Here is a 25,761-nt window from a genome sequence, read left to right as displayed (position 1 = left end):
CCGGCCGAGCAGAGAGGCCACCATGGACACCGCCGAGTCCACGCAATACCCGCTGGATCCCTTTTCCCACTATGAACACATGCGCGCAGCCGCCCCCGTTTTCCACGACGAACCATCAGGGAGCTGGCACGTGTTCCGGTACGACGACGTTCAGCGGGTGCTGTCCGAGCACGCTACGTTCTCCTCACGCATGGGCGGCGACGCTCCATCGGGTTCCGGCCAGTTGTTCGCATCAAGCCTGATCACAGCCGATCCCCCGCGGCATCGGCAGCTGCGTTCCCTGGTGACCCAGGCTTTCACGCCGAAAGCAGTCGTTGCCTTGGCTCCCCGCATCTCCGCACTCACGGACGAACTGCTGGAGGGACTCGTGGGGCGCGGCGGCAGCGCGGACCTGATCCAGGACTTGGCCTACCCGTTGCCGGTTATTGTGATCTCCGAACTGATGGGCATTCCGGGGCAGGACCGTGAGCGCTTCAAGCACTGGTCGGACACGATTGTCAGCCAAACACGGACCGGGCCGGGCACCGACCGGCAAGACTCCACCACATCGGACATGGTCGAATACTTCCTGGCCCTGATCGACCAGCGCAGGAGGCATCCGGGTGAGGACCTGATCAGCAGCCTGCTGTCTGCCGAGATCGAAGGCCAAAAACTTTCGGTGCCCGAACTGCTGGGTTTCTGCGCCCTGCTGCTGGTCGCCGGCAACGAGACCACCACCAACCTGATCGGCAACGCCGTTTTATGCCTGGCCGAATCGCCCGGCACCCTTGAGCGCCTACTGAACGAACCGGCCTTGTTGCCCCAGACCCTCGAAGAGGTGCTGCGCTTTCGCTCCCCTGTCCAGTCGATGTACCGGGTGAGCGTAGCGGACACCGATGTGGGCAGCGTACGCATCCCGGCCGGGGCACCGATCGTGGCTTGGATCGGCTCGGCCAACCGCGACGAGCGGCAGTTTGAACACGCGGCTGAGTTCGACGTCGACCGCAACCCGAACCGGCATCTGGCGTTCGGCCACGGCATCCACTTTTGCCTCGGCGCGCCGCTGGCCCGGCTCGAGGCGAAAATCGCACTGGAGGCCCTGCTGGCCCGCCTGCCCGGGCTGTCCGTGCCTCCCGGAGCCCGACTGGAGCGCATGGAAAGCACCATCGTCTACGGCTTGAAAGCACTTCCCATTACCTGGCACCCCGCCTGACCGCCGCCCTGGCAAGCGCCCGGAAAAACCCCCGACCGCCAGTCGTGGCTTAGTCGGGGGTACCCGTTTTCGTGGCGTAGGCAGTGGCTTGGGCACGTACCTTGCGGATATAGGCGTCGGACTGGTTGTAGGCGTAGATGGCATCCGTCCACCCCTGCGCTGTCGTGAGGTCGCGGCCGCGGTCACACAAGTAGGTGGCGGCGCTGAGGGCGGCATCGTCGATATTGAAGGGGTCTGCTGTTCCGTCCCCGTTCCCGTCCCTCCCTGCCAGACGCCAGGTGGACGGAATGAATTGCATGGGCCCCACCGCGTGGTCCCAGTTGGCGTCGCCATCCAGGGCACCGGCGTCGGTGTCGGGGATAGCGGCGAAACCTGACCCATTGAGGCTTGGGCCCACGATGGGCCCGCTGGCCTGGCCCAAGGCGTCCAGGCTGCCCCCACCATAGGTTCCGTGGCCTGATTCGACGAAGCCGACGGCGGCCAGGGTATTCCAGCCGATTCTGCATTGCGGCATGGAAACATTTGCCGTCACGGCCGCAGCAACATAAGCGCGCAGGGCACGGGCAGGGATTCCAGTTTCGGCGGAAGCCGCGCGAAGCCATTCGGCGTCGGGACTGCGTGTGACGTCTACGGCAGTGGTCATCCCGCCCGTCCCGGTTTCAAGGGTCACCAGCGCCCGCGGCGGCGGCGAAAGTGCCACCCTGGCGTCCGCCCCGGCCTGTCCCATCACCCAAAACGAGAAAACCGCGCTGGCGCAGGCCACAAACAGGCTGAAAACTACAAAGCGTCTTACACGGAGCACTGACTAATCAAACCACCCAATCCGGGAACCGAATGCGTCACCGCGTGGGATCGATCATTGTCATGCCGGCGACGTTCGCAGTATCGAAGTGTGGCAGCATGGCAGCGGCCTCCTCCAACCCGATGATGCGCTCGATGAGTTTCTGTGGTTCCAGTGCTCCCGATGCGATCAGGGCGAGCATTCCGGGGTAATCCACCGCCGCCATGCCGTGGCTGCCGAAGACGTCCAGTTCCCACGCAATGACTCGGGCCATGGGCACCCGGGGATGCCCCTCCACTGGCGGGAGGAGTCCGATCTGGACATGCCGGCCGCGGCGCCGAAGGCTAAGGAGCGCGTCAGCGCAGGTTTGCTCACTACCCACGGCATCAATGGAAACATGGCTTCCACCGGTTACGGCCTGCACTTGGGACGGGATGTCCGAACCGTCGGCGACCAGGACGTGGTCGGCGCCAAGAGTAGCGGCCACCTCGAGTGCTCCCGGATTGCGGTCCACGACCACCACCTTGCCGCCGAGTGCCTTCGCAATCATGACCGCGCTGAGCCCTACGCCGCCCGCCCCCACGATTGTGACCCATTCGCCGCCGGCGAGGCGTGCCCTGCGGGTAAGTGCGCGGTACGCCGTGGCAAAACGGCACCCCAGGCTTGCTGCTGCCTCGAAACTGACTCCTGCCGGGACGGCGACAAGGTTAGTGTCCGCAGCGTGAATGACCACTTGCTCGGCGAAGGAGCCCCAATGGGTGAAGCCGGGTTGCTGCTGTGCGGGACAGACCTGCGCGTTCCCCCCGCGGCACCACTCACAGGCCCCGCAGCCCTCGACGAAGGGGGCCGTCACCCTGTCGCCGACCGCCCACCTGGTCACCCCTGCGCCCACGGCGGCAACGACGCCGGCGAACTCATGGCCCGGAACATGCGGCAACGCTATGTCGTCGTGGCCGGCCCAGGCGTGCCAGTCGCTGCGGCAGAGGCCGGTGGCGGCGACGGTGACCAGGACACCGCCTGCCGGCACCTCAGGTACGGCTACTTGTTGGACAGCCAGCGGGCCGGCGATGCGGTCCACGACGATTGCACGCATAAGACCCACCCTAGAGAACGTTGATGGCAACGACGATGCCTATGATGATGGCTGCTACGAGCCCCAGCATCATGTAAAGACCGGCCTTCATTGCGCTCGTCCGGACGGGTGCCCCTGTTTGGGAAAGGACCGCCTGCCAGGCCTTGATGGTTTCCAGCCCCTCGTAGTAGGAGAACATCATCAAGGCACTCCCGGCAATGCCGGCCACGCCGCCCACTCCCCCTGCGCCGCTCAGGGCAGCGCCCGCGGAACCGGCACGGTTGAGGGCTGTGCGGTCCTTGAAGTCGTCGGAGGCCACCTTCATCTCCGCCTTCTGCTCCGGCGACGGGTCCGGCGACATTGACGCCCCGACGCCCAGCAGGTCAAATTTCCGGCCCTGGGCTGTGACTGCCATTGTTCCCATGCTGGTGAATCGGAATGATGCCTGCTGCACAGGCAGGGAGAGCACACTCATGCCGGCAGCATCCACCATGCGAAACATCCCTGAGGAATCCATGCTGACCACCACGGGCACTGTCTTGGCTCCATTGATCATGCTTTTTCGCCAGTACAACAGGGATTTCATCGGTGTCACGCAAACATGTGGTGGCGTCGTCATGACCACAGCTTAGGCAGCACCCTTCGCAATTGCCCGCAAGGGACACGGGGAGAACTCCCTTGGCCGCGCATCGGTACCATCAGGGATGGGCAGGAAGAACTACCTCATCGAAGGCGGCTCGGGCACCGGCAAGACGGCAGTCTGCAATGAATTGCGCCGCCGTGGCTATCACGCCATCAACGGCGACCGCGAACTCGCCTATCAAGGTGATCCGGAAACCGGAGAACGGGTAGGCGGCATCACCGGAGTCGCCGTACACGGGCACCACCTCTGGAGGGTGGACCAGGTCAGGGCGTTGGCCGCGGACCAGCGGGAAGCGGTGACCTTTTTCTGCGGCGGGTCGCGGAACCTCGCCAAGTTCATCGATCTCTTCGATGGTGTCTTCGTTCTTGAGGTGGACCTGGAAACCTTGAAGCAGCGGCTGGATCAGCGCCCTGAGGACGAATGGGGAGGACGCCAAACAGAACGGGAGCTGATTGAGCACCTGCACCGAACACGGGAGGAGATTCCGCCCGGCGGCATCACGATCGACGCCACTGCCCCGCTGGCGCGCGTCGTGGATGACATCCTCCGCCGCGTCCAGCCAGCCGTCCCGGACTAGCCGTCCTTCCAAACGTGCTGCATGAGGGGCCCGGTCAGCGAACCACTGTACGGTGACCGGCATCAATCCGTTTGGTCCAGCCGCGGGAATCAAGGTGCTCCAGCAGTGGGACCGCGATCCGGCGTGTTGTGTCCAGCGCCTGGCGTGCCTGGCTGGTGGTGAAGGGCTGGGCCAGGCCGGCGAGGGTGCGCATCGCAAGCGCGGGTGCCGTGGGCAGCAGCACCACCCCGTCACGCAGACGCAGCAGCCGTCCCGTGCGTTCGGCGGCGGCCAGTTCCCGGGCGCCGAGGCCCATTGCCGCCAGCTCGTCGGCTTCCGGGGCATGGAACGCGTCTGTCTTGAGCCTGCGCTCCAACTGGGCGATTGCCGGCTCAATGGGGCCAAGGTTGTCCTGGCTGCCCGGCACCCGGATGTGGCCGCTGTCCTGCTCCAGCTCCGCCCCGCGGATAACGTGGGACAGCAACCTCTCGTCGGGCAACCTGAGCAGGTCCCGCGCCGCGCCCATGGAAAGGCCTGGGGCCAGGGGGTCCCGCTCCTGCAGCGCCTCGACCGCGCCCCGAAGCCGGTGCTGCCACGCCTCAAGGACAGGGGCATGCACCCACCAGTCACCGAAAACCCGCACGCCCTGCGGGGAATCCACAGCGTGCCCGGGCAGCAGCCCAAGCTTGCGGAGATGATCCACTTGGACCGCTCCGCGGGCTGCCACTTCCCCCAGAACGTCCCCTGCGGGATCCATCCCTGCAAGCCGTTCGGCCCAGTGCGCGCCGTCACCGCGCCGCCGCAGCTCCGGTGGGTCCGCGTCGAGAATGCGCGCCCCACCCAGGACCGAACGTCTGCCAGGGTCGCGCAGCACCAACCGGTCCCCGAGAACCAGGGGCAGGTGCCTGTCGAGGACCAGCCGGGCATGGTCGGCCCCGAAGGGACGCAGCCGCGCCGGCACGGACGCCGTGCCCACATGCACCATGATTTGCTCGGGCACGTCGGTATACGCCACCCCGGTGGTGCGGTGGATGCCTACGACGCCGGTGGTGGGCCATGCACCAGGGGTAACCAGCGCATCCCCTCGCCTGATGTCCGTTGCGGCAACGTCGCGCAGGTTCAACGCCACCCGGCTGACCGGCTCCACCGACTGGTACGAGGTGTCGCGGCTTTGCAGGCCGCGGACCGCCACCGGCCGGGACCCCGAATGGCCCAGCAGTTCCAGCCGGTCACCCTGGGCGAGCGTGCCCGCTGCCAGTGTTCCGGTGACCACCGTTCCGGACCCGTTGATCGTGAACGACCGGTCCACCCACAACCGGACCCGCCCCGTTGTGGTGGGGGCAGGCACCTGGGCCAGGACGCCGTCGAGCGCTGCACGCAACTCAGCCAGGCCGGTCCCGTTGATGGCCGACACAGCGATGGCTGGGGCATCCCGCAGCCCGGTCCCTGCCAGCTCCGTGCGGGCCCGCGACAGCACGTCGGCGACGCGCTGCCCGGATGCCCGGTCCGCGCGGCTGAGGACTACCACGCCGTGTTCAATGCCAAGCGCAGCTACCGCATCCCGATGATCGCTTGACTGGGCCTGCCAGCCCTCATCCGCGGCTACGACGAAGCAGACCACCGGAGCCGGCCCGATTCCGGCAAGCATGTTGCCGAGGAAGCGTTCGTGGCCGGGCACGTCGACGAAGGCAACGTCCTGCCCGGACGGCAAGGTGGTCCATGCGTAGCCGAGGTCAATGGTCAGCCCGCGGCGCCGCTCTTCCTCCCATCGGTCCGGCTCCATGCCGGTAAGGGCGCGGACCAGGGTGCTTTTACCGGAATCGACATGTCCGGCCGTGGCAACGACGTGCACGGTCAACCCGCCCTGCCTGCGTCCGCAACGTCGAGGGTTGCCAGTGCCTGCCGAACGGCATCGAGGATCCGGTCATCCTCGGCCGGCGGCACACAGCGCAAGTCGATCAGGCAGGCGCCGTCGTGGACGCGCGGCAACACGGCCGGGTCGCCGGTGCGCAAGCCTCCTGCAATTCCCTCGGGGAGCCGCAGCGCCCATCCCGGCAGCGGAACGCCGGGGGCGCCGCCGCCGCCCACCCGGCCGTCATGGGGTACGACGGGGACGCCCAAGGCGTGGGCGAGCCTGTCAGTACGGCGCCGCAACTGTTCGACGTCGGCGTGCAGCGCCTCGACAACGGGCGCCGGCCCGCCGGCGACGGTTGCTTCCAGGGCGGCCAAGGCAAGCTTGTCCGCCCGGACAGCACGGGCGAGCGGGTGGCGGGCCAGCCGGGTAATGATTTCCTTGCGGCCCAGCAGCAACCCGGCCTGGGGGCCGCCCAGCAGTTTGTCGCCGCTGGCGATGACGACGTCGGCGCCGCCCGCCAGGGCGGAGGCGACATCCGGTTCGTCCGGCAGGTACGGATCGGGCGCCAGCAGCCCACTGCCCAGGTCAGCCACGAGTGGAACGCCGTGTGCCGCGGTCAGCCGGCTCAGTTCGGCAATCGGAACCGCGGACGTGAACCCGTCCACCCGGAAGTTGCTCGGGTGCACCTTGAGGATGCAGCCCGTGTCCGGTCCGACGGCCCCCGCGTAGTCATGCAGGTGTGTCCGGTTGGTGGTACCCACCTCGTGAAGCACCGCGCCTGTCGACTCCATCAGGTCGGTCAGCCTGAAGCCTGCACCGATCTCGACGAGTTCCCCGCGGCTCACCACCACCTCCCGGCCGGCGGCCAGGGCTGTGGTGGCCAGCACCAGCGCTGCAGCTCCGTTGTTGACCACCAAGGCGTCCTCGGCGGCAGGACAGGCAGCGAGGAGGGCGGCCCGGGCACCGGCACCGCGGCGGGAGCGGCCGCCGTCTGCAAGGTCCAGTTCCACGTCAACGTAGCCGCTGGCAGCGACAAGGGCTTCCACCGCGGCTGCAGAAAGGGGGGCGCGGCCAAGGTTCGTGTGCACGATGACGCCGGTTGCGTTCAGCACCGGACGGAGGGTTGTTGCTTTATGTGAAGCGACGGCTGCGAGCAGGGCAGGTTGCACCTGGTTGGGAGGCAGCTCACCGCGGCGGGCCTGCTCCTGGATTTTTCGGACGAGTTCGCGGACGACGCGCTCATTCATCCGTGTCCGGGCCTCGCGGACGGCGGGCAACGCCAGCAGGTCGTTCGTGCGGGGAATCAGCCGCCGGGGATCGACCTGGACCACAGCCCTCCTCTTTTCACGGCATTCACGCCGGTAGTTTGGCGGTGGCGGACGGGAATCGAACCCGCCAGGCCGAGATGCTCAGCCTCACCGGTTTTGAAGACCGGGGGGCCCACCAGGACCCGGACGCCACCGCGCCTCAATATAGCAGGGTTAACTGGAGGGGTACGCTAGGCGGGTGAATGAGGCTCAGACGTCAGTACAGCAACTTGATGATGGTGCCGCCGGCTTGCTCCGGCTCACCGACTATGCCCACGGCGGAGGCTGCGCCTGCAAGATTCCGCCAGGCGAACTCGAGGACGCCGTCCGCGGCCTGATCGGCCAACCGGGCGCAGAGGTGCTGGTTGGCCTGGACAGCGGCGACGACGCCGCGGCGGTCCTGGTCCGCGATGATCTGGCCGTCCTCACCACCGCAGACTTCTTCACTCCCGTGGTTGACGACGCGTTTGACTGGGGCCGGATTGCGGCCGCCAATGCCCTCTCGGACATCTACGCGATGGGCGGCCGCCCGGTCACGGCGATCAACCTCGTCGGCTGGCCCCGCGGAGTCCTGCCGATGGAATTGATGACGGAAGTCCTCCGCGGAGGGCTCAGCGTGGCGTCCCAGGCGGGGTGCCCGGTGCTCGGTGGGCACTCCATCGACGATCCGGAGCCGAAGTACGGCATGGCTGTTACGGGCGTCGCCCACCCCGACCGCCTGCTCCGCAACGACGCCGCCCAGCCCGGGCTGCCGATCACGCTCACCAAGCCACTCGGCGTCGGACTTCTCAACAACCGGCACAAGCAGACCGGGGAGGTGTTTGCTGAAGCGGTGGAGACGATGACGGCCCTCAACCGGGACGCAGCCGACGCCGCGGTTGCTGCCGGCGTCCGGGCCGCCACTGACGTGACGGGTTTTGGCCTGCTGGGGCACCTTTACAAGATGGTCCGTGCCTCAGAAGTGGGCGCCGTGATCGATCTGAAGGCGGTACCACTGATCGAGGGCGCGCGGGAGGCACTCCGTGACGGTTTCGTCTCCGGCGGAACCCGGCGCAACCTTGATTGGGTGCGGCCGCACCTGGGCTCCGCTGCCGGCGTCACCGAAAACGACCTGCTGCTGCTGGCCGATGCCCAGACCTCAGGCGGGCTGCTGGTGGTCGGCGAGCTGCCGGGCTACCCGGTGATCGGCCACACCACTGCAGGGCGGGGCATCGAGGTCCGCTGACGCGGCTGCCCGCTCAACCGGCAGTGGTGATCGCGTCGCCGGTCACGCCTGCGGCACGGCGGGCAGCGAGCCGGTTCTTCTGCGGTTCGATGGTGTACCGCGGATTCCTGGCCGAGGCGAGGCCCGCTTCGAACACGCCGAAGCGGGTCAGGGCCGAAGCGCCCAGCAGCGCCAATCCCGAAGCCGCCGCCACCACGCGGTTGCGCCCCGCGAGCAGCGTTCCAAGGCCGCCGGCCAACGCCAACCGCTCGCTCCACTTCAGCATGGCGCCCGCCTTGCCCTGATGCAGGGGCTCGGCCGCCACCGGATCCATGCGGCGCTCCATCACCTTCATGGCAGCGACATCCCCCAGCACGCCGAGCACGGCAAGTTTCCGGGCCGGTCCTGTCTCATGAGTGGGTGTGGTGACCATGGCGAGGCCGGCAGAAGCGAGGCAGGCCGAACTGACGAAGACGAATGGCAGTTCCTCGTGCGCAGCATTCCATGTCGGGGTGGCGGTATCACCCAGCAGGACAGCCGTGTACGCCGCCAGTGGCCCGGCGAAAACCGCCGCTTCGACGCCGGCCGCACCTTCCACTGCATGCAGGACCTTCCGCAACGGACCCAGCGGAAGCCGGTTGCCGGTCATCCGGTCGATTTCCGCCACCGCGGTCACGGCCGTGCCCGCGCTGAAGGCGCTAAGGATCCACGAGCCCACACTCATCGGCGAGGTCACCTTAAAGGTCCGCAGCATGTGCAGGAAACGTTCCGGCCTGCCCAGGTCCTTCACCAGAGCAACGGCACCGGCGCTTACTGCCGCCAAGGCGCCCAGCCGGGCGTTGCGGCGAAGGATAGGCCGGCCGGTCAGCTGCCCGCCAAGACCGAGGAGGGCTGACCCGCCTGCCACGCCACCCAGGAACAGGTAGATGGCCACGTCATCGCCCCAAGGCGCCGGCTTCACGACGGGACGCCCGTAGTACGAGGTGAACTCAGGCTCCGGAACCATGGGCATTTCCCGTGAGCCGTCACCATTGTCCCGGCGTCGACCGGTGCCGCGCTTGCCGCCCTGCCGGCGGCGTCGGGCAGGTTCTGATGGCCGGAAGCTGTCGAACTCTGAGAGGGTCACGCCCGTCCTCCCAGGAAGGCCAGCGCAGCGGCCGCAGCCATGCCTGCCACGGCCATGCCGGCGCGGCGGTACATCTTCGGCAAGTCTGCGGTGGGCACCCGGGGGTCCGGCGGAAGCCCGTACACTTCTGGTTCATCCAGCAGCAGGAAGACAGATCCGGTTCCGCCGACGCCGTCGTTTTCGTTCGCCCCGTAGAGCCGGGCTTCGGTCATGCCCTGCGCATGCAGGGTGGCCACCCGTTCCCGGGCCGTCTCCACCATGTCGTCGTGGTCGCCGAACTTGATGGACGTCGTCGGGCATGCCTTGGCGCATGCCGGCGTCTGGTCGTCAAGCAGCCGGTCATAGCACAGCGTGCACTTCTGGGCGATGCCCTCGTTGGGGACGTCGGGATGCTTGGCGTGCTGTTCTTCCCTGCTGCTGGCGACTTTGACCGTGCCGTTGCTGCGGCGCTCGATCACGCCGAAGGGGCACCCGGCCACGCAGGTACCGCAGCCGTTGCAGACGTCATCCTGGACCACGACGGTGCCGAACTCTGTGCGGAACAGCGCGCCGGTGGGGCAGACGTCGAGGCAGCCGGCGTGGGTGCAGTGCTTGCAGACATCAGAGGACATCAGCCACCGGAAGTCTGCGGTGTCCGGCGGGGTAGTATCAGCGTCCGCAAGATCCGTAACAGCCGTTGCCGGGGCCGGCGGCCCGATGCGCGGCATGCCCAGGCTGACCAGGGCACGGCCTGACTCTCGCGCCTCGACAATGCGTTCCTGGCCCTGTTCGATGAAGGCGACGTGCCGCCAGGTGCTGGCGCCCAGCGATCCGGTGTTGTCGTAGGAGGAACCGAGCAGTTCCAGGTTTCCGTCCTGCGGGTTGTGGTTCCACTCCTTGCAGGCAACTTCGCAGGCCTTGCAGCCGATGCAGATCGAGGTGTCGGTGAAGAACCCCTTGCGCGGATGGTTGTGCTCCCAGTGGGCATCGGCGGTGGGGTCGGTCGGTCCGGACAGCTGGCCCATCTAGTCCTCCGTCGTCGGGTTGGTGTCCGGAACGCCGCCGGCAGGCAGCGTTCCGGACGGGGCAGTGTTTGCTTGGGCTGACACGGTGGGGAGCAGACTCATCAGTTCTCCCCACCGTCGGCGCTGCCCTTTTCACCCGGGCGGGGTTGGATGCCTTCCGCCGCGGGATTGGTGACGGCGCGGTTGCCGGTCTCGGTGGTCACTCCGGCCCGTTCCTGATATTCAGCAACCAAGGCAAGCAGTTCCTCCCCGCGGGGCCTGCGGCCCGGCCGGATGTCGCACGAGGCAACCTTGGATTCCTGGATCTGGACGTTGGGATCAAGGGTCACACCCAGCAAATCGTTTGCGGCGTCGCCGCTGACGACGGCATTGCTGCCGACGCCCCAGTGGTACGGCAGCCCGATCTGGTGCACGGTGTGGCCACCGACCTTGAGCGGCGCCATGCGGTCAGTAACCAAGACCTTTGCCTCGATGGCGGAGCGGGCCGAGATAATCGTGGCCCACCCGTAAGGTTCGAGACCCCGCTCCGCCGCCAGCTGAGGTGAGACTTCGCAGAACATCTCCGGTTGCAGCTCGGACAGGTACGGAAGCCAGCGGCTCATTCCGCCCGCTGTATGGTGCTCGGTCAACCGGTACGTGGTGAAGACATACGGGTAGACGTCGGAGCCACTGGTCCCCGCGCTTGGCGCACTCAGATTGTCCTTGCGTGGGAACACCAGCCGCGCAGGGTTCTGCTGCTGCGGGTACAGCGCATTGGCCACCGGTGATTCCTGCGCCTCGTAGTGCGTGGGCAGGGGTCCGTCCATGAGGCCCTTCGGCGCAAACAGCCAGCCCTTGCCGTCAGCCTGCATGATGAAGGGATCATCACCGCTGAGGGCGGCCGGACCACCGACAGAGGGGTCCGGGTGGCTGCCCGGGGCAAGGTCAACCGGGAAGTCAGGCACGTCGTCTCCGACCCATTTACCCTGCTCCTGGTCCCACCAGATGTACTTCTTCCGCTCGCTCCACGGCTTACCGTCCGGGTCGGCCGAGGCGCGGTTGTAGAGGATCCGGCGGTTGGCAGGCCAAGCCCAGCCCCATTCCGACGCCGTCGGCCCCTGTTCCTGGCCCGGCTTGCGGTTGGCGGCATGGTTGAAGCCGTCAGCGTAAACACCGGTGTAGATCCAGCAGCCGCCAGACGTGGATCCGTCAGCCTGCATCTCCGTGTAGGAGGACAGGGGCTTCCCGGCGTCAGGACCTGCCAGGTGGCGGCCGTTGATCTCGGCAAGGACCGCTTCCGCATCGGGATCGCCGTGCTCGTCCGTGGGGTAGTCCCATGTCAGGTCGAGCAGCGGTCGGTCGCGTTCGTCCTTGGAATCGGCCAGCTTCTCGCGGATCCGCTTACCCAGTTCAAAGAAGAACTGCAGTTCGCTTTGGCACTCCCCTGGCGGTGCAACCGCCTGGTGGCGCCACTGCAGCAGCCTTTGGGTCTGGGTGAACGAGCCGGCTTTCTCCACGTGGGTCGCCGCCGGCATGAAGAACACCTCTGTCTCGATGTCTTCGGTGCGCAGCTCCCCCGATTCGATCTCCGGACCGTCTTTCCACCAGGTAGCGGACTCGATGAGATTCAGATCCCGCACCACAAGCCACTTCAAGTGGGACATGCCCATCCGCTGCATCCGGCCGTGGGCTGAACCCACAGCAGGGTTCTGTCCAAGGATGAAGTAGCCTTCCACTTCGTCCTCAAGCATGCCCATTACGGTCTCGTATGTTCCGTGGGCGCCGGACAGCCTCGGAATGTAGTCATAAGCCCAGTCGTTGTCCGCTGTGGCGGCGTCGCCCCACCATGCCTTCAGAAGGCTGATGGTGTAGGCATCTGCATTGGCCCAGTAACCTTTTTGCTGCTTCGACCCGATGACGGACAGGTAGTCCTCGAGCGTGTCGTGGCGGCCTGCGCTGGGCATCGGCAGGTACCCGGGCAGCAGGTTGAACAGGGTGGGGATGTCCGTGGAGCCCTGGATGCTGGCATGTCCGCGGAGGGCCATGATTCCGCTTCCCGGGCGTCCCACGTTTCCGAGCAGGAGCTGCAGGATGGCGGCAGCCCGGATGAACTGCGTTCCCAGCGAGTGCTGGGTCCAGCCCACAGCATAGGCGAAACAGGTGGTCCGGTCGCGGCCCGAGTTCTCCGTGATGGTGCGTGCCAGGTACTCGAAGTCGGCCACGCTGATTCCGCACATGTCCTGGACCATCTCAGCCGTGTAACGGGCGTAGTGCCGCTTCACGATCTGGAAAACGGTCCGGGGGTTCTGGAGGGTATCGTCACGCTGGACTTCGGCGTGCTCCAAGGGCGGACCACCGCTGCCGAAAGCATGTCCGGCAGCGCGGTCCCTGGCATCGGCACCGTGTTCCGATCCGGGGCCGGGCTCATCAATGGCGCCGTCCCCGCGTTCCGCGTATGCCCATGAGGACGTGTCGTAAGCACCCTTCTCGGGATCGAAGCCGGAGAACAGCCCGCCCAGATCCTCGGCATCGCGGTAATCGTCGTGGACCAAGGTGGCAGCGTTGGTATACGCGCTGACGTACTCCTTGAACCAGAGATCGTTGCTGATGACGTAGTTGATCAGTGCGCCGAGAAGCACGACGTCCGAGCCGGCCCGAATAGGTATGTGCTTATCCGAGACCGCTGACGTGCGGGTGAAGCGGGGATCGACGTGGATGACCTTCGCACCGCGCGCCTTCGCCTCCGCCACCCACTGATAGCCCACAGGGTGGCACTCGGCCATGTTGGACCCCTGGATGACGATGCAGTCGGCGTTGGCCATGTCCTGCAGTGATTGCGTTGCACCACCGCGTCCAAAAGAGGCTCCCAAACTGGGAACCGTCGCGGAGTGTCATATGCGGGCCTGGTTCTCGGTCTGCACCGCCCCTGCTGCTGTGAAGAGCTTCTTGATGAGGTAGTTCTCTTCGTTGTCCAGGGTTGCGCCACCCAGTGAAGCGATGCCCATGGTGCGGCGCAGCAGCCGGCCTTGATCGTCTTCCTGTTGCCAGGTCCTGCGGCGGGTCTCGATAAACCGGTCCGCCACCATGTCAAGGGCCTTCTCCAGGTCCAGGTGTTCCCACTCGGTGGAACGCGGCGCACGATAAAGCACTTTGGTCTGCCGGCCCGGCGAATTGACCAACTGCTCGCTGGCAGAGCCTTTGGGGCACAGCCGGCCACGTGAGATGGGTGAATCCGGATCGCCTTCGATCTGGACTACCTTTTCGTCCTTGACGTAGACGCGTTGCCCACAGCCAACGGCGCAGTAGGGGCACACGCTCTGCACCACACGGTCGGCAGTGGCCGTGCGGGGAGCTATTGCCTTGGTCTTGGCCGATGTGACCGCTGGGCCACGGCCGAACAGGTCGCCCGTGCTCAGCTGACGGACGACCGGCCATTGAAGAAAACTTCGCGGTGCCATTTCTGGAGCTTACCCCTGACCACGGCCGAAGTAACAGGACACGGCTGGGCGTGTCCCGTGCGAAGCATTTTTGGCAACGTCTAACCTCGGCGATCTTCGGTCAGGCAGCAAGTCCAGGAAAATATTGCTCTTGAGGTGGACTTCAGACGCTCATGATCACCGTGGCGAGATCTGCGGGACGGCTGATGAAAGGTGAGTGGCCCGCCTTGATGGTGACAGACGTGGTGCACCTTCCCGCCATGCGCTCCTGAAGCGCGGGATCCAGTGCTTTGTCACCCTCGCAGAGAACGTAGGTGCTCTTAACGCTTTGCCACGCAATGCGCTCGGGTATTCCGCGGCCGTGGCCCGGTTGCTGCGGTACCAGCAGCGCCGTTGCCCAGGCGCTGTCGGCGTCAGTGCAGTCGGCATAAAGGGCTTCCCGGGCGAGCCCTGGCTGAATGCTGGTGCTTCCATCGTCGTTGTGCTGCAGTGCGCTGTTGATTGCAGCGCCGCGACCGCCCAGTGAGGCCCCGCTCTCACCCGCCGCGGGCACGAACGCCGCGACGTACACGAGTCGCGAAATTCGTTGCAGGCCGCTGATGACTGATCCCCCGTAGGAGTGACCGACGGCGACGGGCGGGACGTGGCACGCGTCCACCACCTCCTGCACCCCCGCAGTATCCGCGGCCAGCGAGCCCCGATGCAGACGGGGAACATGGACAGTAACAGCCTGCTCCCTTAGGGCCTCCGCGAGCCGGTCAAAGTGGGCGGGCTGGTGCCACAATCCGTGCACAAGTACCACCTCGGCCTGCTGCCCCATGCTCACAGCTTAGGGATACCCCCTGGCTTCCTTGGGCATCTTAACCAGCGTTCCTGGTTTGAAATCGAGCAACTCAACTCCGCCCGGCAGGAAAGGCACTGGACGAAGTGGTTCGCTTCAGAGCTTGGCAGAGCTGGTGGCTAAGTTGAGTTGAAGGCCCAAAACCAGCCCCAATCGCAAGCCCGGTCAGTAGTTAGCGAGGGCATCCCGGAGCATGTGGTGACCTTGTTCCTCGAACTCACGGTCACCAACCTGGAACGCCCAGGCAGCGGTGGAGACAGCTTCGCGAAGCTGGGTTATGTTCCAAAGCCTGCTCTCTCGAGGGTCGAAACCGTACCCCTTGAAGAAGGCCTCCTCCAGTTCAGGGCCCGATCGCCATTGCTGCGCGGCCAAGCGGCAGAAATCGCTGAGTGCGGGCCTGAACTCGAACCGTCCGAAGTCGATGATCCTGAGCTCGGTCCCGTTCATGAGCCAGTTGCGCGGTTGCCAGTCGCCGTGGGTCGGGACGGCCCTGACCGGTTCCGGCCGGTAGGAGGCGAGGATGTTCCGCGCTTTTTCTGCGGCGGCTTTGTCCATCTGCTGGGGCTTGTCCAGCCAGGCCATGGCTTTGGCGGTGGCTGCATCTTCATACTGCGGGTCCACCCGTACCGCTTGGGCGTGGAAGGCACGCAGTAACTGGCCGGCCTGCAGGTAGGTGTCTGCGTCATATTCAGCGGCTCGTCCTTCGACCGGGGAACCGTCCAGGTATTCCGTCACCAAGAGGTTCAGCCCTCGGCTGGCAGTTACTAAGCTGGGTGCCCTGTCCTTGGAGGCCCAGATGCCGGTGAAGGACCCGTGGGCCGCTATCTCACGGCCGATGTGACGGTTGGCCGGTCCCGCAGCCTTGACCACGTATCTGCGCTCACCGTGCTCCACCTCCAGCACGGTGGTATCTACGAGATTCCACGAAAGATCATTCAGGAGGCGAACGCCGGGAAACCGGCTCTCCACAAAGCCAGCCTGTCCGGCGCTGAGCCGGTTCCGGTGCCAGGATTCCATCCCTGGAGACTACCGGGGCGAGAACAATGCCAGAGCTTTTTCACGCGGGATGCAGTCCCAGCTGATGCCAGGTGAGGTGTTCGTGGTCGGTCAGAGCGACCACTGCGACTCCGATCCAGAGTGCGGCGCTGAGCAGCGAGGCGTGGATCAAGAAGGATGTCCCACTCAGGGACGGCGAGAGGATAGGGAGTGTGCTGGCTGCGTAGCTTGCATGCATCAGAGTTGCCACGAGCAGGCTCCTTGTCCTGTCGTAGACCCATACCATCAGCACCCGGTAGGCCGTCAACGATGCGACGGAGCAGAGGAAGTAGAGCGGCACATAGAGCGCGACCGGAACTTCCCCGTTCGAAGTCCCGGCGGTCCAGAGGATCTGGAACAAATGCCAGGGCCCCCAAAGTGCACCCACGATAAGCCCTGTGGCCAGGACACCGTGGCGTAGCCGCAGCCGCGGGATGGCAAATCCTGTCCAGCCAACTTCTTCGAGCAAGACTGAGACGCCTACTCCAAGGACGGGCAGAAGGAGAGCGATCTTGTCCTCGGCCGTGAGGATCGGCGGCAGGAATATGGGAGAAGCGATCGACAGGACGGAGAGGACCACAGCCGTCAGGACGGGTGCGGTAAGGAGGGCGATGGTGTACCAGCGGCCTGCCACCCGCCACTTAGCCAACCGGGATCCGATCTCACGGAGGCCCGCCTTTCCGGTGAGGAGGCCGGTCAGCAGGAGCCCTGCGGTGGCAGGCCCCGTGAGCATGGCCAGGACGGCTGGAAGGAACCGGGGGTCGGTTTGCCAGAAGGCCCGCGCAAAATAGCCGGGCCCTCCCACAATCAGGAAAAGACTCCACGAGATGGCGAACGTAAGAATGTAATAGCTCAGTACTTGATGCCGCCTGACAAAGGCGACGATGACGTTCATTGAAACCTCCTACCCATGAGGACCCTTTGCGGCCTGCCTTCCGCCGAGAAGCCGAAGCCGGGGGGCCCACCGATGCCAGACGCGGCTTGAATCCCTGGTGCTGAAGTTGTTTGCGGGCACATAGCCGGGAGGGCCACTGGGACGCGCTCGAGCTCCCGGACACGCTTCCTCTACGCCGAACCAATTTAGCGCTGCACCATAGGCGCTACCAGGGCCGTTCGCCTCCGGGTGGGCCACGCATCTGACCCAGAGGGTAACCAGGCGGAGCAGGTGGTGGCATCCTCAGCTGGGGGTGCCCGACGGTCGTCCCCGGACGCGCAGACCGTTGCGGTTACGCAAATAACGCGGGACACTGGCCAAAGGTATCCATGGCTAAAGGGAGGCATGATGCGTGCGTTGGCCGTTACACCTGGAAAAAAGGACTCATTGCACCTGCGGGAGGTTCCAGACCCCGGGACCGGCGAAGGCCGAGTATTGGTGGAGTCCCTGGCCGTGGGCCTGTGCGGAACCGACAGCGAGATCATCGCCGCCGACTACGGGGAAGCACCTCCGGGCCAGGACTACCTGGTGCTGGGCCACGAGAACCTCGGCCGGGTGATCGACGCTCCCCCGGATTCCGGCTTGGCCAAAGGCGACTTGGTGGTGGGAATCGTCCGCAGGCCCGACCCTGAGCCTTGCAAGGCCTGCGCCGGCGGGGAGTGGGACATGTGCCTCAACGGCAAGTACACCGAGCACGGAATCAAGGGCCTGGATGGCTTCGCGCGGGATCGGTGGCGGGCAGATGCCGACGCGATGGTGAAACTGGACTCACGTCTGCAGGATGTAGGCGTCCTGCTGGAACCCACCACCATCGTTGCCAAGGCGTGGGAACAAGTCAACCGAATCGGCCAGCGGGCATTTTTCGACCCCCACACCGCCGTCGTCACCGGCGCCGGGCCCGTTGGGCTGCTGGCGGCGCTGCTGGGAGTCCAGCAAGGCCTGGACGTGCACGTTTTTGACATCGTCACAGACGGTCCCAAGCCACAGCTCGTCCGCGACCTGGGGGCCACCTACCACAGCGAGCCCCTGCCGGATTCAGGCATCAAACCCAACGTGCTTGTTGAATGCACCGGCGTCACCCCCGTGGTCCTGGACGCACTCACATGCCGGGCCCAGGACGCCATCACCTGCCTGACGGGCGTTTCCGCAACAGGCAAACAAACAAGGGTGGACGTGGGCGCGCTCAACCGCGAGGAGGTGCTGATGAACGGCGTGGTCTTTGGCAGCGTCAACGCGAACCGACGGCACTACGACGCCGGTGCGGAGGCCCTGGCCAAGGCAGACCCTGAGTGGCTGCGCCGCCTCATCAGCCGCCGGCTACCGTTGGAAAGCTTCGCGGAGGCCTTCAAGCACCAGCCCGACGACGTCAAGGTGGTCCTAGACCTGGAGGCGGGAGCCGACGAGGGGAACGAACGGTCATGAACCGGGAAGGCGGCCCTCAAGGAGCAGACGCCGACCACCTGTTTCCATCGGGGCGGCAATACGACATAGCCTTCGATCGGCAAAGCGCCACACTGACCGAAGTGGGCGCTGCATTGCGCATCTACCGCCAGAACGGCCGGGACCTGCTCGACGGATACGGGAAGGAGGACATGTGCACAGGCGCGCGGGGACAGTCATTGATCCCCTGGCCCAACCGGATCAAAGGTGGCCGCTACGAGTGGGAAGGCAGGCACCTCCAGCTCGACCTCAGCGAGCCGGACAAGGGCGGTGCAATCCACGGGCTGACGCGGTGGCGGAACTGGTCTGTCCAGCGCCATACCGCGGACTCCATCTCGTTCACCTACACCCTGCACGCCTGCCAAGGCTGGCCCTGGGTGCTCGACTGCCAATTGGACTACCAGCTTGGCCATGACGGATTGACTGTCCGCACCACGGCCGTGAACCGCAGCACAGAGCCATGCCCCTTTGGCACAGGAGCGCACCCTTATCTCAGCACCGGAGTGGGCCGCCCCGGCGCTATTGACGCGGGCCTGGTGCAAGTGCCCGGGCATACCTTCCTGCCAGTGGATCCGCAGGGCATCCCCACCGGGCATGAACGTGTGGACGGCACCGAGTACGACCTCATCCAACTACAGCAACTGGGAGGGCGGCACATCGATGTTGCCTACACGGATCTACTTCGCGATGCTGACGGGCTGGCTCGGGTGAAACTCCTCCCGCCGGATCGCACCGGAGGGCTTGAGCTGTGGGTGGACGAGACCTATCCGTACCTGGAAATCTTCACCGGCGACACCCTCCCCCAGCCGGACCGCCGGCGCAGCGGACTGGGGGTCGAACCCATGACGTGCGCACCCGACGCCTTCAACTCCGGCGAGGGGCTGATCACCCTTGAACCCGGCCAATCCCACACCGCCCAGTGGGGCATCGGGCCGCTCTAAGGAAAGACCGCAAGGAAAAGCCTTACGAGCGGAACGTCAACCATTGCGCAAGCGCAAGTATTGGAGTTCAATGAAAACATGGCTTCCGCGGCGTCAGGATCCGGTCACTTCAGTTCCCGGGCTCCCAATGTAAATCGGCCATCGGAAGTGCCCTGGCCGCCGGCGGCGGCCGCAAAGGCCTCCAGCGCCGCAGCCAGCGCCGGGCGCCGGCCCGATGGCATCCTCGAAATGACCTCTCCAATCGCCTGCCGCCGATGGTCCAGCACCGAATCAACCAAGGCATGTCCTTTCGCCGTCAGCTCGAGCCGGACGTATCGCCGGTCTGCCGGGTCCTCCCGCCGCTCCAGCAGGCCCGCAGCCACCAGTCGGTCGCAGATGCGCGTGGCATTGGAGGCATGCACACCCAGTTCGGCGGCGACACCGCCCAGGTTTTGCGGCCCGCGGGTGTGGATCAGGACCAGGACCCGCAGCTGCGGAGTATTCACCACGTCCTCCACCTCGGCAACAGAGCGGGCAACGACCCCCAGGAGAGTATCGGCGGCACGCATCACCGCCTCAACTTCCCGGGTCGAAGGTTCCTGGACTGATTCAGGTCCACCAGCTGCATCCATGGGCACCAGTTTCCTCCGATAGTTGCTTTCCCGCAAAGTTTGAAGGTTCCACAGGACCGGTACGGACCTGCAGTCCAGGTTAGGAGAATCGTGAGAACAGAACACGCACAAGCTACCGTGGCCGTCACAGTGCACGGGATCGACCGGCTGATCAGGAACGTGCAGACTGGCCGGTTTGAGCGGTCCCTTTCGGCCCTGACGGCGGCCGGTGCCCTGGTCACCGCGGCGGAGATCTTCCTGGAGCACGACAAGGCAAGCTTCGGCAACAAATGGATGTGGGCTCCCGTTGCCCTTGGTCCGTTGGGCGCCGCGGCAGGAGTCGCCGGGGTCTTCAGCCGCCGCATGGCCAAGACGGCGCTTCCGCTGGCCAGCGCCGCCATTGTCGCCAACGGGCTCCAGGGCACCTGGCTGCACCTGCAGGGTATCCGGCAAAAGCCCGGCGGCCTGTCCAACCTGCGCTACAACCTGGAGATGGGCCCGCCACTCTTCGCACCTCTGCTGGTCACCCTGGTGGGCGGCATGGGTTTGCTGGCCTCGGTCCTGAGGAGGGAACCGTGACCGGGCTCCCTCTGCAGAGGGACGACGGCGGCGGACGCTACCCTGGCTTCAGCACCCTCGCCCAGGCGCGGCACTGGGACCCGGCGACGGCCGCCGTCGTGCAGTCGCGGATGGGCATGCCCCCGGACGTCCGCTTCTTCACCCCGGAGGAGGAGGCGGCGGCGCGGGCCCTTTTTGACCAGCTGCTGGACCAGCAGGCGGAACCGCGGGTGCCGGTGGTGAACATGGTGGACGCCCGCCTGGCGGAGGAGGAGACCGACGGCTGGCACTACGACAACATGCCGCGGGACGGCGAGGCCTGGCGAGCCTCCCTGGCCGCACTGGACCAGGAGGCCATGTCCCGGGAGGGCTGCAGCTTCGCCCTGCTCAGTTTGGACGGCCAAGCGAGGCTGCTGCAGGACATCTGCGACCTGGACCGGGACCTATGGCGTGGGCTGCCGGCGGACCGAGTGTGGAGCCTCTGGACACGTTATGCCTGCACCGCGTTCTACTCCCATCCCCTGGCCTGGGACGAAATCGGCTTCGGCGGGCCGGCCTACCCGCGTGGCTACAAGAACCTCGGCGTGGACCGGCTGGAACCATTTGAAGTGCGCGATGTACGGCCGGAAGCGGATCCCACGCATGGGGCTGACAGATGAGCAACCTGCGCGAACGCAACGAATCCGCCTGGCTGCTGCCCAAGGGCCCCGGCAGCAACCTGCGGCTCAGGGGAAACATGCGCCGGTACCGCGACGACGACGAGGTGGACGTCGTGATTGTGGGCTGCGGTGCGGGAGGAGCCACGCTCCTACAGCGCCTCGCGCGGGCCGGTTGGCGGGCAGTGGGCCTGGAGGCCGGTCCGTTCTGGGAGCCCGAGCAGGACTGGGTCAGCGATGAGGCCGGCTCCCACCACCTGTACTGGACCGAACCCCGGGTCATCGGCGGCAGCGACCCCGTCCCGCTGGGGTCGAACAATTCCGGCCGGGGCGTGGGCGGATCGATGGTCCATTTCGCTGGCTACACGCCGCGTTTCCATCCCAGCGATTTCCATACCCTCAGCGCTGACGGAGTGGGCGCGGACTGGCCGCTGGAGTACGGTGAACTGCGGCCTTACTACGAGGACATCGAAGCCGAACTACCCGTTTCCGGCGAACACTGGCCATGGGGTGATCCCCACAGCTACCCCCACCGGCCGCACCCGGTCTCCGGCAACGGCGAGCTGTTCCTGAGGGGCGCAAACGCCTGCGGCGTCACGGCAAAGGTGGGGCCGGTGGCCATCGCGAATGGCCGGTTCGGCAACCGTCCGCACTGCATTTACCGGGGCTTCTGCCTCCAAGGCTGCAAGGTCAACGCCAAGGCTTCACCGCTGATCACGCACGTCCCCGACGCCCTGGCGCATGGCGCCGAAATCCGGCCCGACTCCATGGCCACCAGGATCGTGCTGGACGAACGCACCGGCCTGGCAACCGGCGTCGAGTACGTCCACGGCGGCGTCCGCAGGTTCCAGCGCGCCCGCCTGGTGGCCGTGGCAGGCTATTCGATCGAAACGCCCCGGCTGTTGCTGAACTCCACGTCGGCGCGCTTCCCGCACGGGATGTGCAACGACTTCGACCAGGTGGGCCGGTACCTGATGGTGCAGGGGGCACCCCAGACCGCTGGACGGTTCCAGGCGGAGGTACGGATGTGGAAGGCCCCGCCCCCGGAGGTCAGCACGGAGGACTTCTACGAAACAGACCCGGCAAAGCCCTACAAACGAGGCTTCTCCATCCAGTGCGTTTCGCCGCTTCCCATCACTTGGGCGGAGCATGTCGCCGCCCAGGGACACTGGGGCGCGGCTCTCCGCCGGTACATGAGCGACTATCCGCACTGGGCGTGCCTGGGTGCACTCTGCGAATTCCTGCCCCTTGAAGGGAACAGGGTGACCCTCGCGGATGAAACGGACCGCAACGGCATCCCCATCGCTTCCTTCAGCTACAGCCAGTGCGACAACGACCGGCAGCTGATGTCTGCAGCGCAGCAGGTCATGGAGCGGATCCTCACGGCGGCGGGAGCGGAGGAGGTCATCACCATCAACCGCTATGCGCATTTGGTGGGCGGTGCCCGCATGGCCGCCGTCGAGCAGGAAGGAGTGGTGGACCGGAACCTGCGGAGCTTTGCAGTACCAAACCTGCTGGTGACTGACGGCAGCGTCCTGCCCACGCAGGGAAGCGCGAACCCTGCCCTGACCATCATGGCGCTGGCGGCCCGCGCGGCCGGCGTCCTGGTCCAAGGCGCCCGCAGGGGCGTCACGATGAGCATGAAGGAAGACTGATCATGGCAACTACAGTGGCTGACTACCTGCTCTCCCGGCTGGGCGAGTGGGGTGTGGACAAGGTTTTCGGTTTCCCCGGAGACGGCATCAACGGCATCCTGGCCGCGTTTGGTAAGGCGGGCAACCAGCCGAAATTCATCCAGGCCCGGCACGAGGAGATGGCCGCGTTCGAAGCCGTGGGCTACGCGAAGTTCGACGGGCGCCCCGCCATCTGCATGGCCACGTCCGGCCCCGGCGCAATCCACCTCCTCAACGGGCTGTACGACGCCAAGCTGGACCATGTTCCCGTGGTGGCCATCGTCGGCCAGACAGCACGCAGCGCCATGGGAGGGTCCTACCAGCAGGAAGTCGACCTGCTGACCCTGTTCAAGGACGTCGCCTCGGACTACGTCCAGATGGTTACGGTTCCAGAGCAGCTGCCCAACGTCATCGACCGCGCCATCCGGATCGCGGAGGCGCAGCGGGCTCCTACTGCCGTCATCATCCCCTCCGACGTCCAGGAGCTCGAATACGCGGCACCCACGCACGAATTCAAGATGGTCCCCTCCAGCGTGGGAATCCGCTGGCCGGATATCCAGCCGGACAGTGAGTCGATCCGCGGTGCCGCCCAGCTCCTGAATGAAGGCTCCAAGGTGGCCATCCTCATTGGCCAGGGTGCGCGGGGCGCAGCGGCCGAGGTCCGGGAAGTGGCAGAGCTGCTGGGCGCGGGAGTGGCGAAGGCGCTCCTGGGCAAGGATTCGCTGCCCGACGACCTGCCCTACGTCACCGGTTCCATCGGCCTGCTGGGAACAAGGCCCAGTTACGAGATGATGCGCGACTGCGACACCCTGCTGACGGTGGGCTCCAGTTTTCCCTATACCCAGTTCCTGCCCGAACCCGGCCAGGCCCGTGGTGTGCAGATCGACGTGGACCCGAAAATGATCGGGCTGCGCTACACCAATGAGTTCAACATCGTGGCCGACGCCGGCACCGCATTGCGGGCCCTGATCCCACACCTGGACAGAAAGAAGGACCGGTCCTGGCAGGAAAACCTGGAATCGTCCATCAGCCGTTGGTGGGAAACCATGCACGATGAGGCCATGGTCAGCGCCGATCCCGTCAATCCCATGCGGCTGTTCGCCGAGCTCTCCACACGTCTTCCGGCCAACGCAATGCTCAGCGCCGATTCCGGCTCTTCAGCCAACTGGTACGCCCGGCAGCTGAAGTTCCGGGGAGAGGTCCGGGGCTCCTTGTCGGGCAACCTGGCCACCATGGGGCCCGGTGTTCCCTACGCTATCGGCGCCAAGTTCGCCCACCCCGGCCAGCCGGCGATCGCCTTCGCCGGTGACGGGGCCATGCAAATGAACGGGCTCGCCGAGCTGATCACCATCAAGCACTACTGGCACGAATGGGATGATCCCCGCCTGGTGGTGGCAGTCCTGCACAACAACGACCTCAACCAGGTCACCTGGGAAATGCGGGCCATGGGCGGGGTGCCCGCCTTCCGCGAATCCCAGGCGCTCCCGGACGTGGACTACGCCGGGTTCGCCGAAAGCCTGGGCTTGCAGGGTATCCACGTGGACAATCCCGACGACGTCGGACCGGCCTGGGAGAAAGCCCTCGCCGCGGACAGGCCCACACTCCTGGACGTCCGCACCGACCCCGACATTCCGCCCATTCCACCACACGCCACCCTTGAACAGGCGCGGAAGACTGCCGAGGCCATGGTCAAGGGTGATGACAGTGCCTGGGGCGTGGTGAAGGAGGGCGTCAAGACCAAGATCCAGGAATTCCTGCCGCACAAGGAGGGCTGAAGGGTGGGATCCGGGGAGGCCCCCGTCACGGCCCTCAATGCCGCGGTGTACACAGTTCCCACGGATGCGCCGGAAGCGGATGGCACCTTCAGCTGGGACTCCACCACGATGGTGCTGGTGCAGGCCGCGGCGGGCGGGAAGACGGGCCTGGGATGGACGTACGCACCGGCCGCCACAGCGGACCTGGTGGAAGCGCTCCTCGGCCCAGCCGTGCACGGCGTTGACGCCCTGGACGTGCCGGCCGCTGCGGCGGCGATGGCCCGGACGGTGCGCAACCCCGGCAGCACGGGGCTGGCATCCTACGCCGTCTCCGCCGTCGACTGTGCCCTCTGGGACCTGAAGGCCCGCCTCCTGGACCTGCCGCTGCACAAACTCCTCGGCTCGGTCAGGGACAGCGTGGCGGTCTACGGCAGCGGCGGGTTCACCACCTATTCGGAAAAGCAGCTGCGCACCCAGCTGGAAGGCTGGGCCCACGGCCAACGCATCCCGCGCGTGAAGATCAAGATTGGCCAGGACAACGGAAGCAACGTTCCCCGGGACCTGGAGCGCATCCGCCAGGCGCGTGCCGCCGTCGGCCCTGACGTGGAACTGTTTGTCGATGCCAACGGCGCCTATACCGACAAACAGGCTGTCCGCGTCATGCGCGAGGTTGCAGCGGAGAACGTGACGTGGTTCGAGGAGCCCGTCTCAAGCGACCACCTGGCCGGGCTCCGGGTGGTGCGGGACGCGGGGGACGCGGACGTGGCAGCCGGCGAATACGGGACCGGTCTCCCCTACTTCCAACGCCTGTGCGCCGCGGATGCCATCGACTGCCTGCAAGCGGACGTCAGCAGGTGCGGCGGCATCACCGAGTGGCTGCGCATCGCCGCCGTCGCTGCTGCCCACGGCCTGGAAGTCTCCGGCCACTGCGCGCCCCACCTGAGCGCCGCCGTCGCCGCCGCCACTCCCAACTTCCGCCACTTGGAATGGTTCCACGACCACGTCCGGATCGAGAACCTCTTCTTTGACGGAACGCTCGACCCCGGCGGCGGAGTCCTGCAACCTGGCGACGGGCCCGGCAACGGGCTGTCTCTGCGCATAACTGAGGCCGACGAATACCGGGTCCGCTGACATGTTTGACCAACAGGAAAGGACTCGTCCCCGTGAATAACCCGAACCGTGA

At 66.1% G+C, this 25,761-nt stretch carries 22 protein-coding genes and 1 tRNA gene; 10 read left to right on the top strand and 13 right to left on the bottom strand.

All coding sequences use genetic code 11. The features are described 5' to 3' along the window. Positions 1-22: 22 nt before the first annotated feature. Positions 23-1,192, top strand: coding sequence for a cytochrome P450 (locus LFT49_RS09650; protein ID WP_237430363.1), 1,170 nt, complete (start codon positions 23-25; stop codon positions 1,190-1,192). Between the two features lie 49 nt (positions 1,193-1,241). Here the strand turns inward: LFT49_RS09650 and LFT49_RS09645 are convergent, their stop codons facing one another. Genes LFT49_RS09645 through LFT49_RS09635 form a run of 3 tightly spaced genes read right to left on the bottom strand, consistent with a single transcriptional unit; the run spans position 1,242 to position 3,460 of the window. After that, on the bottom strand, positions 1,242-1,994 hold the full coding sequence (locus LFT49_RS09645; protein WP_237430362.1) for a lytic transglycosylase domain-containing protein: 753 nt from the start codon (positions 1,992-1,994) through the stop codon (positions 1,242-1,244). 37 nt (positions 1,995-2,031) lie between these two features. Further along, positions 2,032-3,066: a zinc-binding dehydrogenase gene (locus LFT49_RS09640; RefSeq protein WP_237430361.1), complete on the bottom strand. Its 1,035-nt coding sequence runs from the start codon at positions 3,064-3,066 to the stop codon at positions 2,032-2,034. Positions 3,067-3,076: 10 nt separating this feature from the next. Then, positions 3,077-3,460, bottom strand: a complete 384-nt coding sequence (locus LFT49_RS09635) for a hypothetical protein (RefSeq protein WP_237430360.1) — start codon at positions 3,458-3,460, stop codon at positions 3,077-3,079. A gap of 289 nt (positions 3,461-3,749) precedes the next feature. On the opposite strand from LFT49_RS09635, the gene LFT49_RS09630 reads away from it, so the two are divergent. Further along, positions 3,750-4,265, top strand: coding sequence for an AAA family ATPase (locus LFT49_RS09630; RefSeq protein WP_237430359.1), 516 nt, complete (start codon positions 3,750-3,752; stop codon positions 4,263-4,265). Positions 4,266-4,299: 34 nt separating this feature from the next. Here LFT49_RS09630 and selB read toward each other — a convergent pair whose 3' ends face one another. From selB to LFT49_RS09615, 3 genes are all read right to left on the bottom strand, one after another. Next, entirely contained in the window at positions 4,300-6,096 is a 1,797-nt protein-coding gene (gene selB / locus LFT49_RS09625; RefSeq protein WP_237430358.1) for a selenocysteine-specific translation elongation factor, read from the bottom strand. 2 nt (positions 6,097-6,098) lie between these two features. Beyond that, a complete protein-coding gene (gene selA / locus LFT49_RS09620; protein ID WP_237430357.1) occupies positions 6,099-7,430 on the bottom strand; it encodes an L-seryl-tRNA(Sec) selenium transferase in 1,332 nt (443 codons plus the stop codon). Between the two features lie 36 nt (positions 7,431-7,466). Further along, a tRNA-Sec gene (locus LFT49_RS09615) sits at positions 7,467-7,561 on the bottom strand. Positions 7,562-7,605: 44 nt separating this feature from the next. Here LFT49_RS09615 and selD point away from each other — a divergent pair. Next, entirely contained in the window at positions 7,606-8,631 is a 1,026-nt protein-coding gene (gene selD, locus LFT49_RS09610; protein ID WP_237430356.1) for a selenide, water dikinase SelD, read from the top strand. A gap of 13 nt (positions 8,632-8,644) precedes the next feature. On the opposite strand, the gene nrfD is transcribed toward selD, so the two are convergent. From nrfD to LFT49_RS09580, 6 genes are all read right to left on the bottom strand, one after another. Next, positions 8,645-9,736, bottom strand: a complete 1,092-nt coding sequence (gene nrfD, locus LFT49_RS09605; RefSeq protein ID WP_237430355.1) for an NrfD/PsrC family molybdoenzyme membrane anchor subunit — start codon at positions 9,734-9,736, stop codon at positions 8,645-8,647. Next, on the bottom strand, positions 9,733-10,740 hold the full coding sequence (locus LFT49_RS09600; protein ID WP_237430354.1) for a 4Fe-4S dicluster domain-containing protein: 1,008 nt from the start codon (positions 10,738-10,740) through the stop codon (positions 9,733-9,735). Before LFT49_RS09600 ends, nrfD begins: the two co-directional genes overlap by 4 nt. Positions 10,741-10,841: 101 nt before the next feature. After that, complete coding sequence (fdh, locus tag LFT49_RS09595; protein ID WP_237430353.1) at positions 10,842-14,177, bottom strand: formate dehydrogenase; 3,336 nt, start codon at positions 14,175-14,177, stop codon at positions 10,842-10,844. A 142-nt stretch (positions 14,178-14,319) separates the two neighbouring features. Then, entirely contained in the window at positions 14,320-14,976 is a 657-nt protein-coding gene (locus LFT49_RS09590; RefSeq protein ID WP_237430352.1) for an alpha/beta hydrolase, read from the bottom strand. Positions 14,977-15,162: 186 nt separating this feature from the next. After that, positions 15,163-16,014 (bottom strand): aminoglycoside phosphotransferase family protein, encoded by an 852-nt coding sequence (locus tag LFT49_RS09585; protein WP_237430351.1) that lies wholly within the window; start codon positions 16,012-16,014, stop codon positions 15,163-15,165. A 40-nt stretch (positions 16,015-16,054) separates the two neighbouring features. Next, a complete protein-coding gene (locus LFT49_RS09580; RefSeq protein ID WP_237430350.1) occupies positions 16,055-16,927 on the bottom strand; it encodes a CPBP family intramembrane glutamic endopeptidase in 873 nt (290 codons plus the stop codon). A gap of 384 nt (positions 16,928-17,311) precedes the next feature. On the opposite strand from LFT49_RS09580, the gene LFT49_RS09575 reads away from it, so the two are divergent. Further along, positions 17,312-18,388, top strand: a complete 1,077-nt coding sequence (locus LFT49_RS09575) for a glucose 1-dehydrogenase (RefSeq protein ID WP_237430349.1) — start codon at positions 17,312-17,314, stop codon at positions 18,386-18,388. Between the two features lie 101 nt (positions 18,389-18,489). Then, positions 18,490-19,347, top strand: a complete 858-nt coding sequence (locus LFT49_RS09570) for an aldose 1-epimerase family protein (protein ID WP_237430348.1) — start codon at positions 18,490-18,492, stop codon at positions 19,345-19,347. A gap of 104 nt (positions 19,348-19,451) precedes the next feature. Here LFT49_RS09570 and LFT49_RS09565 read toward each other — a convergent pair whose 3' ends face one another. Beyond that, positions 19,452-19,958 (bottom strand): MarR family winged helix-turn-helix transcriptional regulator, encoded by a 507-nt coding sequence (locus tag LFT49_RS09565; RefSeq protein WP_236802492.1) that lies wholly within the window; start codon positions 19,956-19,958, stop codon positions 19,452-19,454. Between the two features lie 90 nt (positions 19,959-20,048). Here LFT49_RS09565 and LFT49_RS09560 point away from each other — a divergent pair, with 90 nt between their 5' ends. The 5 genes from LFT49_RS09560 to LFT49_RS09540 are packed head-to-tail and all read left to right on the top strand — an operon-like array spanning position 20,049 to position 25,709. Then, a complete protein-coding gene (locus LFT49_RS09560) occupies positions 20,049-20,516 on the top strand; it encodes a hypothetical protein (RefSeq protein WP_237430347.1) in 468 nt (155 codons plus the stop codon). Further along, the gene (locus LFT49_RS09555; protein ID WP_237430346.1) at positions 20,513-21,154 is read left to right on the top strand and encodes a gluconate 2-dehydrogenase subunit 3 family protein; all 642 of its coding nucleotides are present in this window, start codon (positions 20,513-20,515) and stop codon (positions 21,152-21,154) included. The genes LFT49_RS09560 and LFT49_RS09555 overlap by 4 nt, the downstream gene beginning before the upstream one ends. Then, complete coding sequence (locus LFT49_RS09550; protein ID WP_237430345.1) at positions 21,151-22,806, top strand: GMC family oxidoreductase; 1,656 nt, start codon at positions 21,151-21,153, stop codon at positions 22,804-22,806. Before LFT49_RS09555 ends, LFT49_RS09550 begins: the two co-directional genes overlap by 4 nt. 2 nt (positions 22,807-22,808) lie before the next feature. Further along, positions 22,809-24,599 carry a thiamine pyrophosphate-requiring protein gene (locus LFT49_RS09545; protein ID WP_237430344.1) on the top strand — a complete coding sequence of 597 codons (1,791 nt, stop codon included), beginning with the start codon at positions 22,809-22,811 and terminating at the stop codon, positions 24,597-24,599. Positions 24,600-24,602: 3 nt separating this feature from the next. Beyond that, entirely contained in the window at positions 24,603-25,709 is a 1,107-nt protein-coding gene (locus LFT49_RS09540; protein WP_237430343.1) for an enolase C-terminal domain-like protein, read from the top strand. The last annotated feature ends 52 nt before the right edge of the window (positions 25,710-25,761 follow it).

The sequence above is a fragment of the Arthrobacter sp. FW306-06-A genome (genome assembly GCF_021870055.1).
Taxonomy (GTDB): Bacteria; Actinomycetota; Actinomycetes; order Actinomycetales; family Micrococcaceae; genus Arthrobacter.
This window is presented reverse-complemented; position numbering and strand designations above follow the sequence as displayed.

Bases quoted from the DNA above. Each gene is read 5' to 3' on its own strand.
- LFT49_RS09650 (WP_237430363.1), top strand. From the start codon at position 23: ATGGACACCGCCGAGTCCACGCAATACCCGCTGGATCCCTTTTCCCAC.
- LFT49_RS09640 (WP_237430361.1), bottom strand. From the start codon at position 3,066: ATGCGTGCAATCGTCGTGGACCGCATCGCCGGCCCGCTGGCTGTCCAA.
- LFT49_RS09635 (WP_237430360.1), bottom strand. From the start codon at position 3,460: ATGGCAGTCACAGCCCAGGGCCGGAAATTTGACCTGCTGGGCGTCGGG.
- LFT49_RS09630 (WP_237430359.1), top strand. From the start codon at position 3,750: ATGGGCAGGAAGAACTACCTCATCGAAGGCGGCTCGGGCACCGGCAAG.
- LFT49_RS09600 (WP_237430354.1), bottom strand. From the start codon at position 10,740: ATGGGCCAGCTGTCCGGACCGACCGACCCCACCGCCGATGCCCACTGG.
- LFT49_RS09590 (WP_237430352.1), bottom strand. From the start codon at position 14,976: ATGGGGCAGCAGGCCGAGGTGGTACTTGTGCACGGATTGTGGCACCAG.
- LFT49_RS09585 (WP_237430351.1), bottom strand. From the start codon at position 16,014: ATGGAATCCTGGCACCGGAACCGGCTCAGCGCCGGACAGGCTGGCTTT.
- LFT49_RS09580 (WP_237430350.1), bottom strand. From the start codon at position 16,927: ATGAACGTCATCGTCGCCTTTGTCAGGCGGCATCAAGTACTGAGCTAT.
- LFT49_RS09575 (WP_237430349.1), top strand. From the start codon at position 17,312: ATGATGCGTGCGTTGGCCGTTACACCTGGAAAAAAGGACTCATTGCAC.
- LFT49_RS09565 (WP_236802492.1), bottom strand. From the start codon at position 19,958: ATGGATGCAGCTGGTGGACCTGAATCAGTCCAGGAACCTTCGACCCGG.
- LFT49_RS09550 (WP_237430345.1), top strand. From the start codon at position 21,151: ATGAGCAACCTGCGCGAACGCAACGAATCCGCCTGGCTGCTGCCCAAG.
- LFT49_RS09545 (WP_237430344.1), top strand. From the start codon at position 22,809: ATGGCAACTACAGTGGCTGACTACCTGCTCTCCCGGCTGGGCGAGTGG.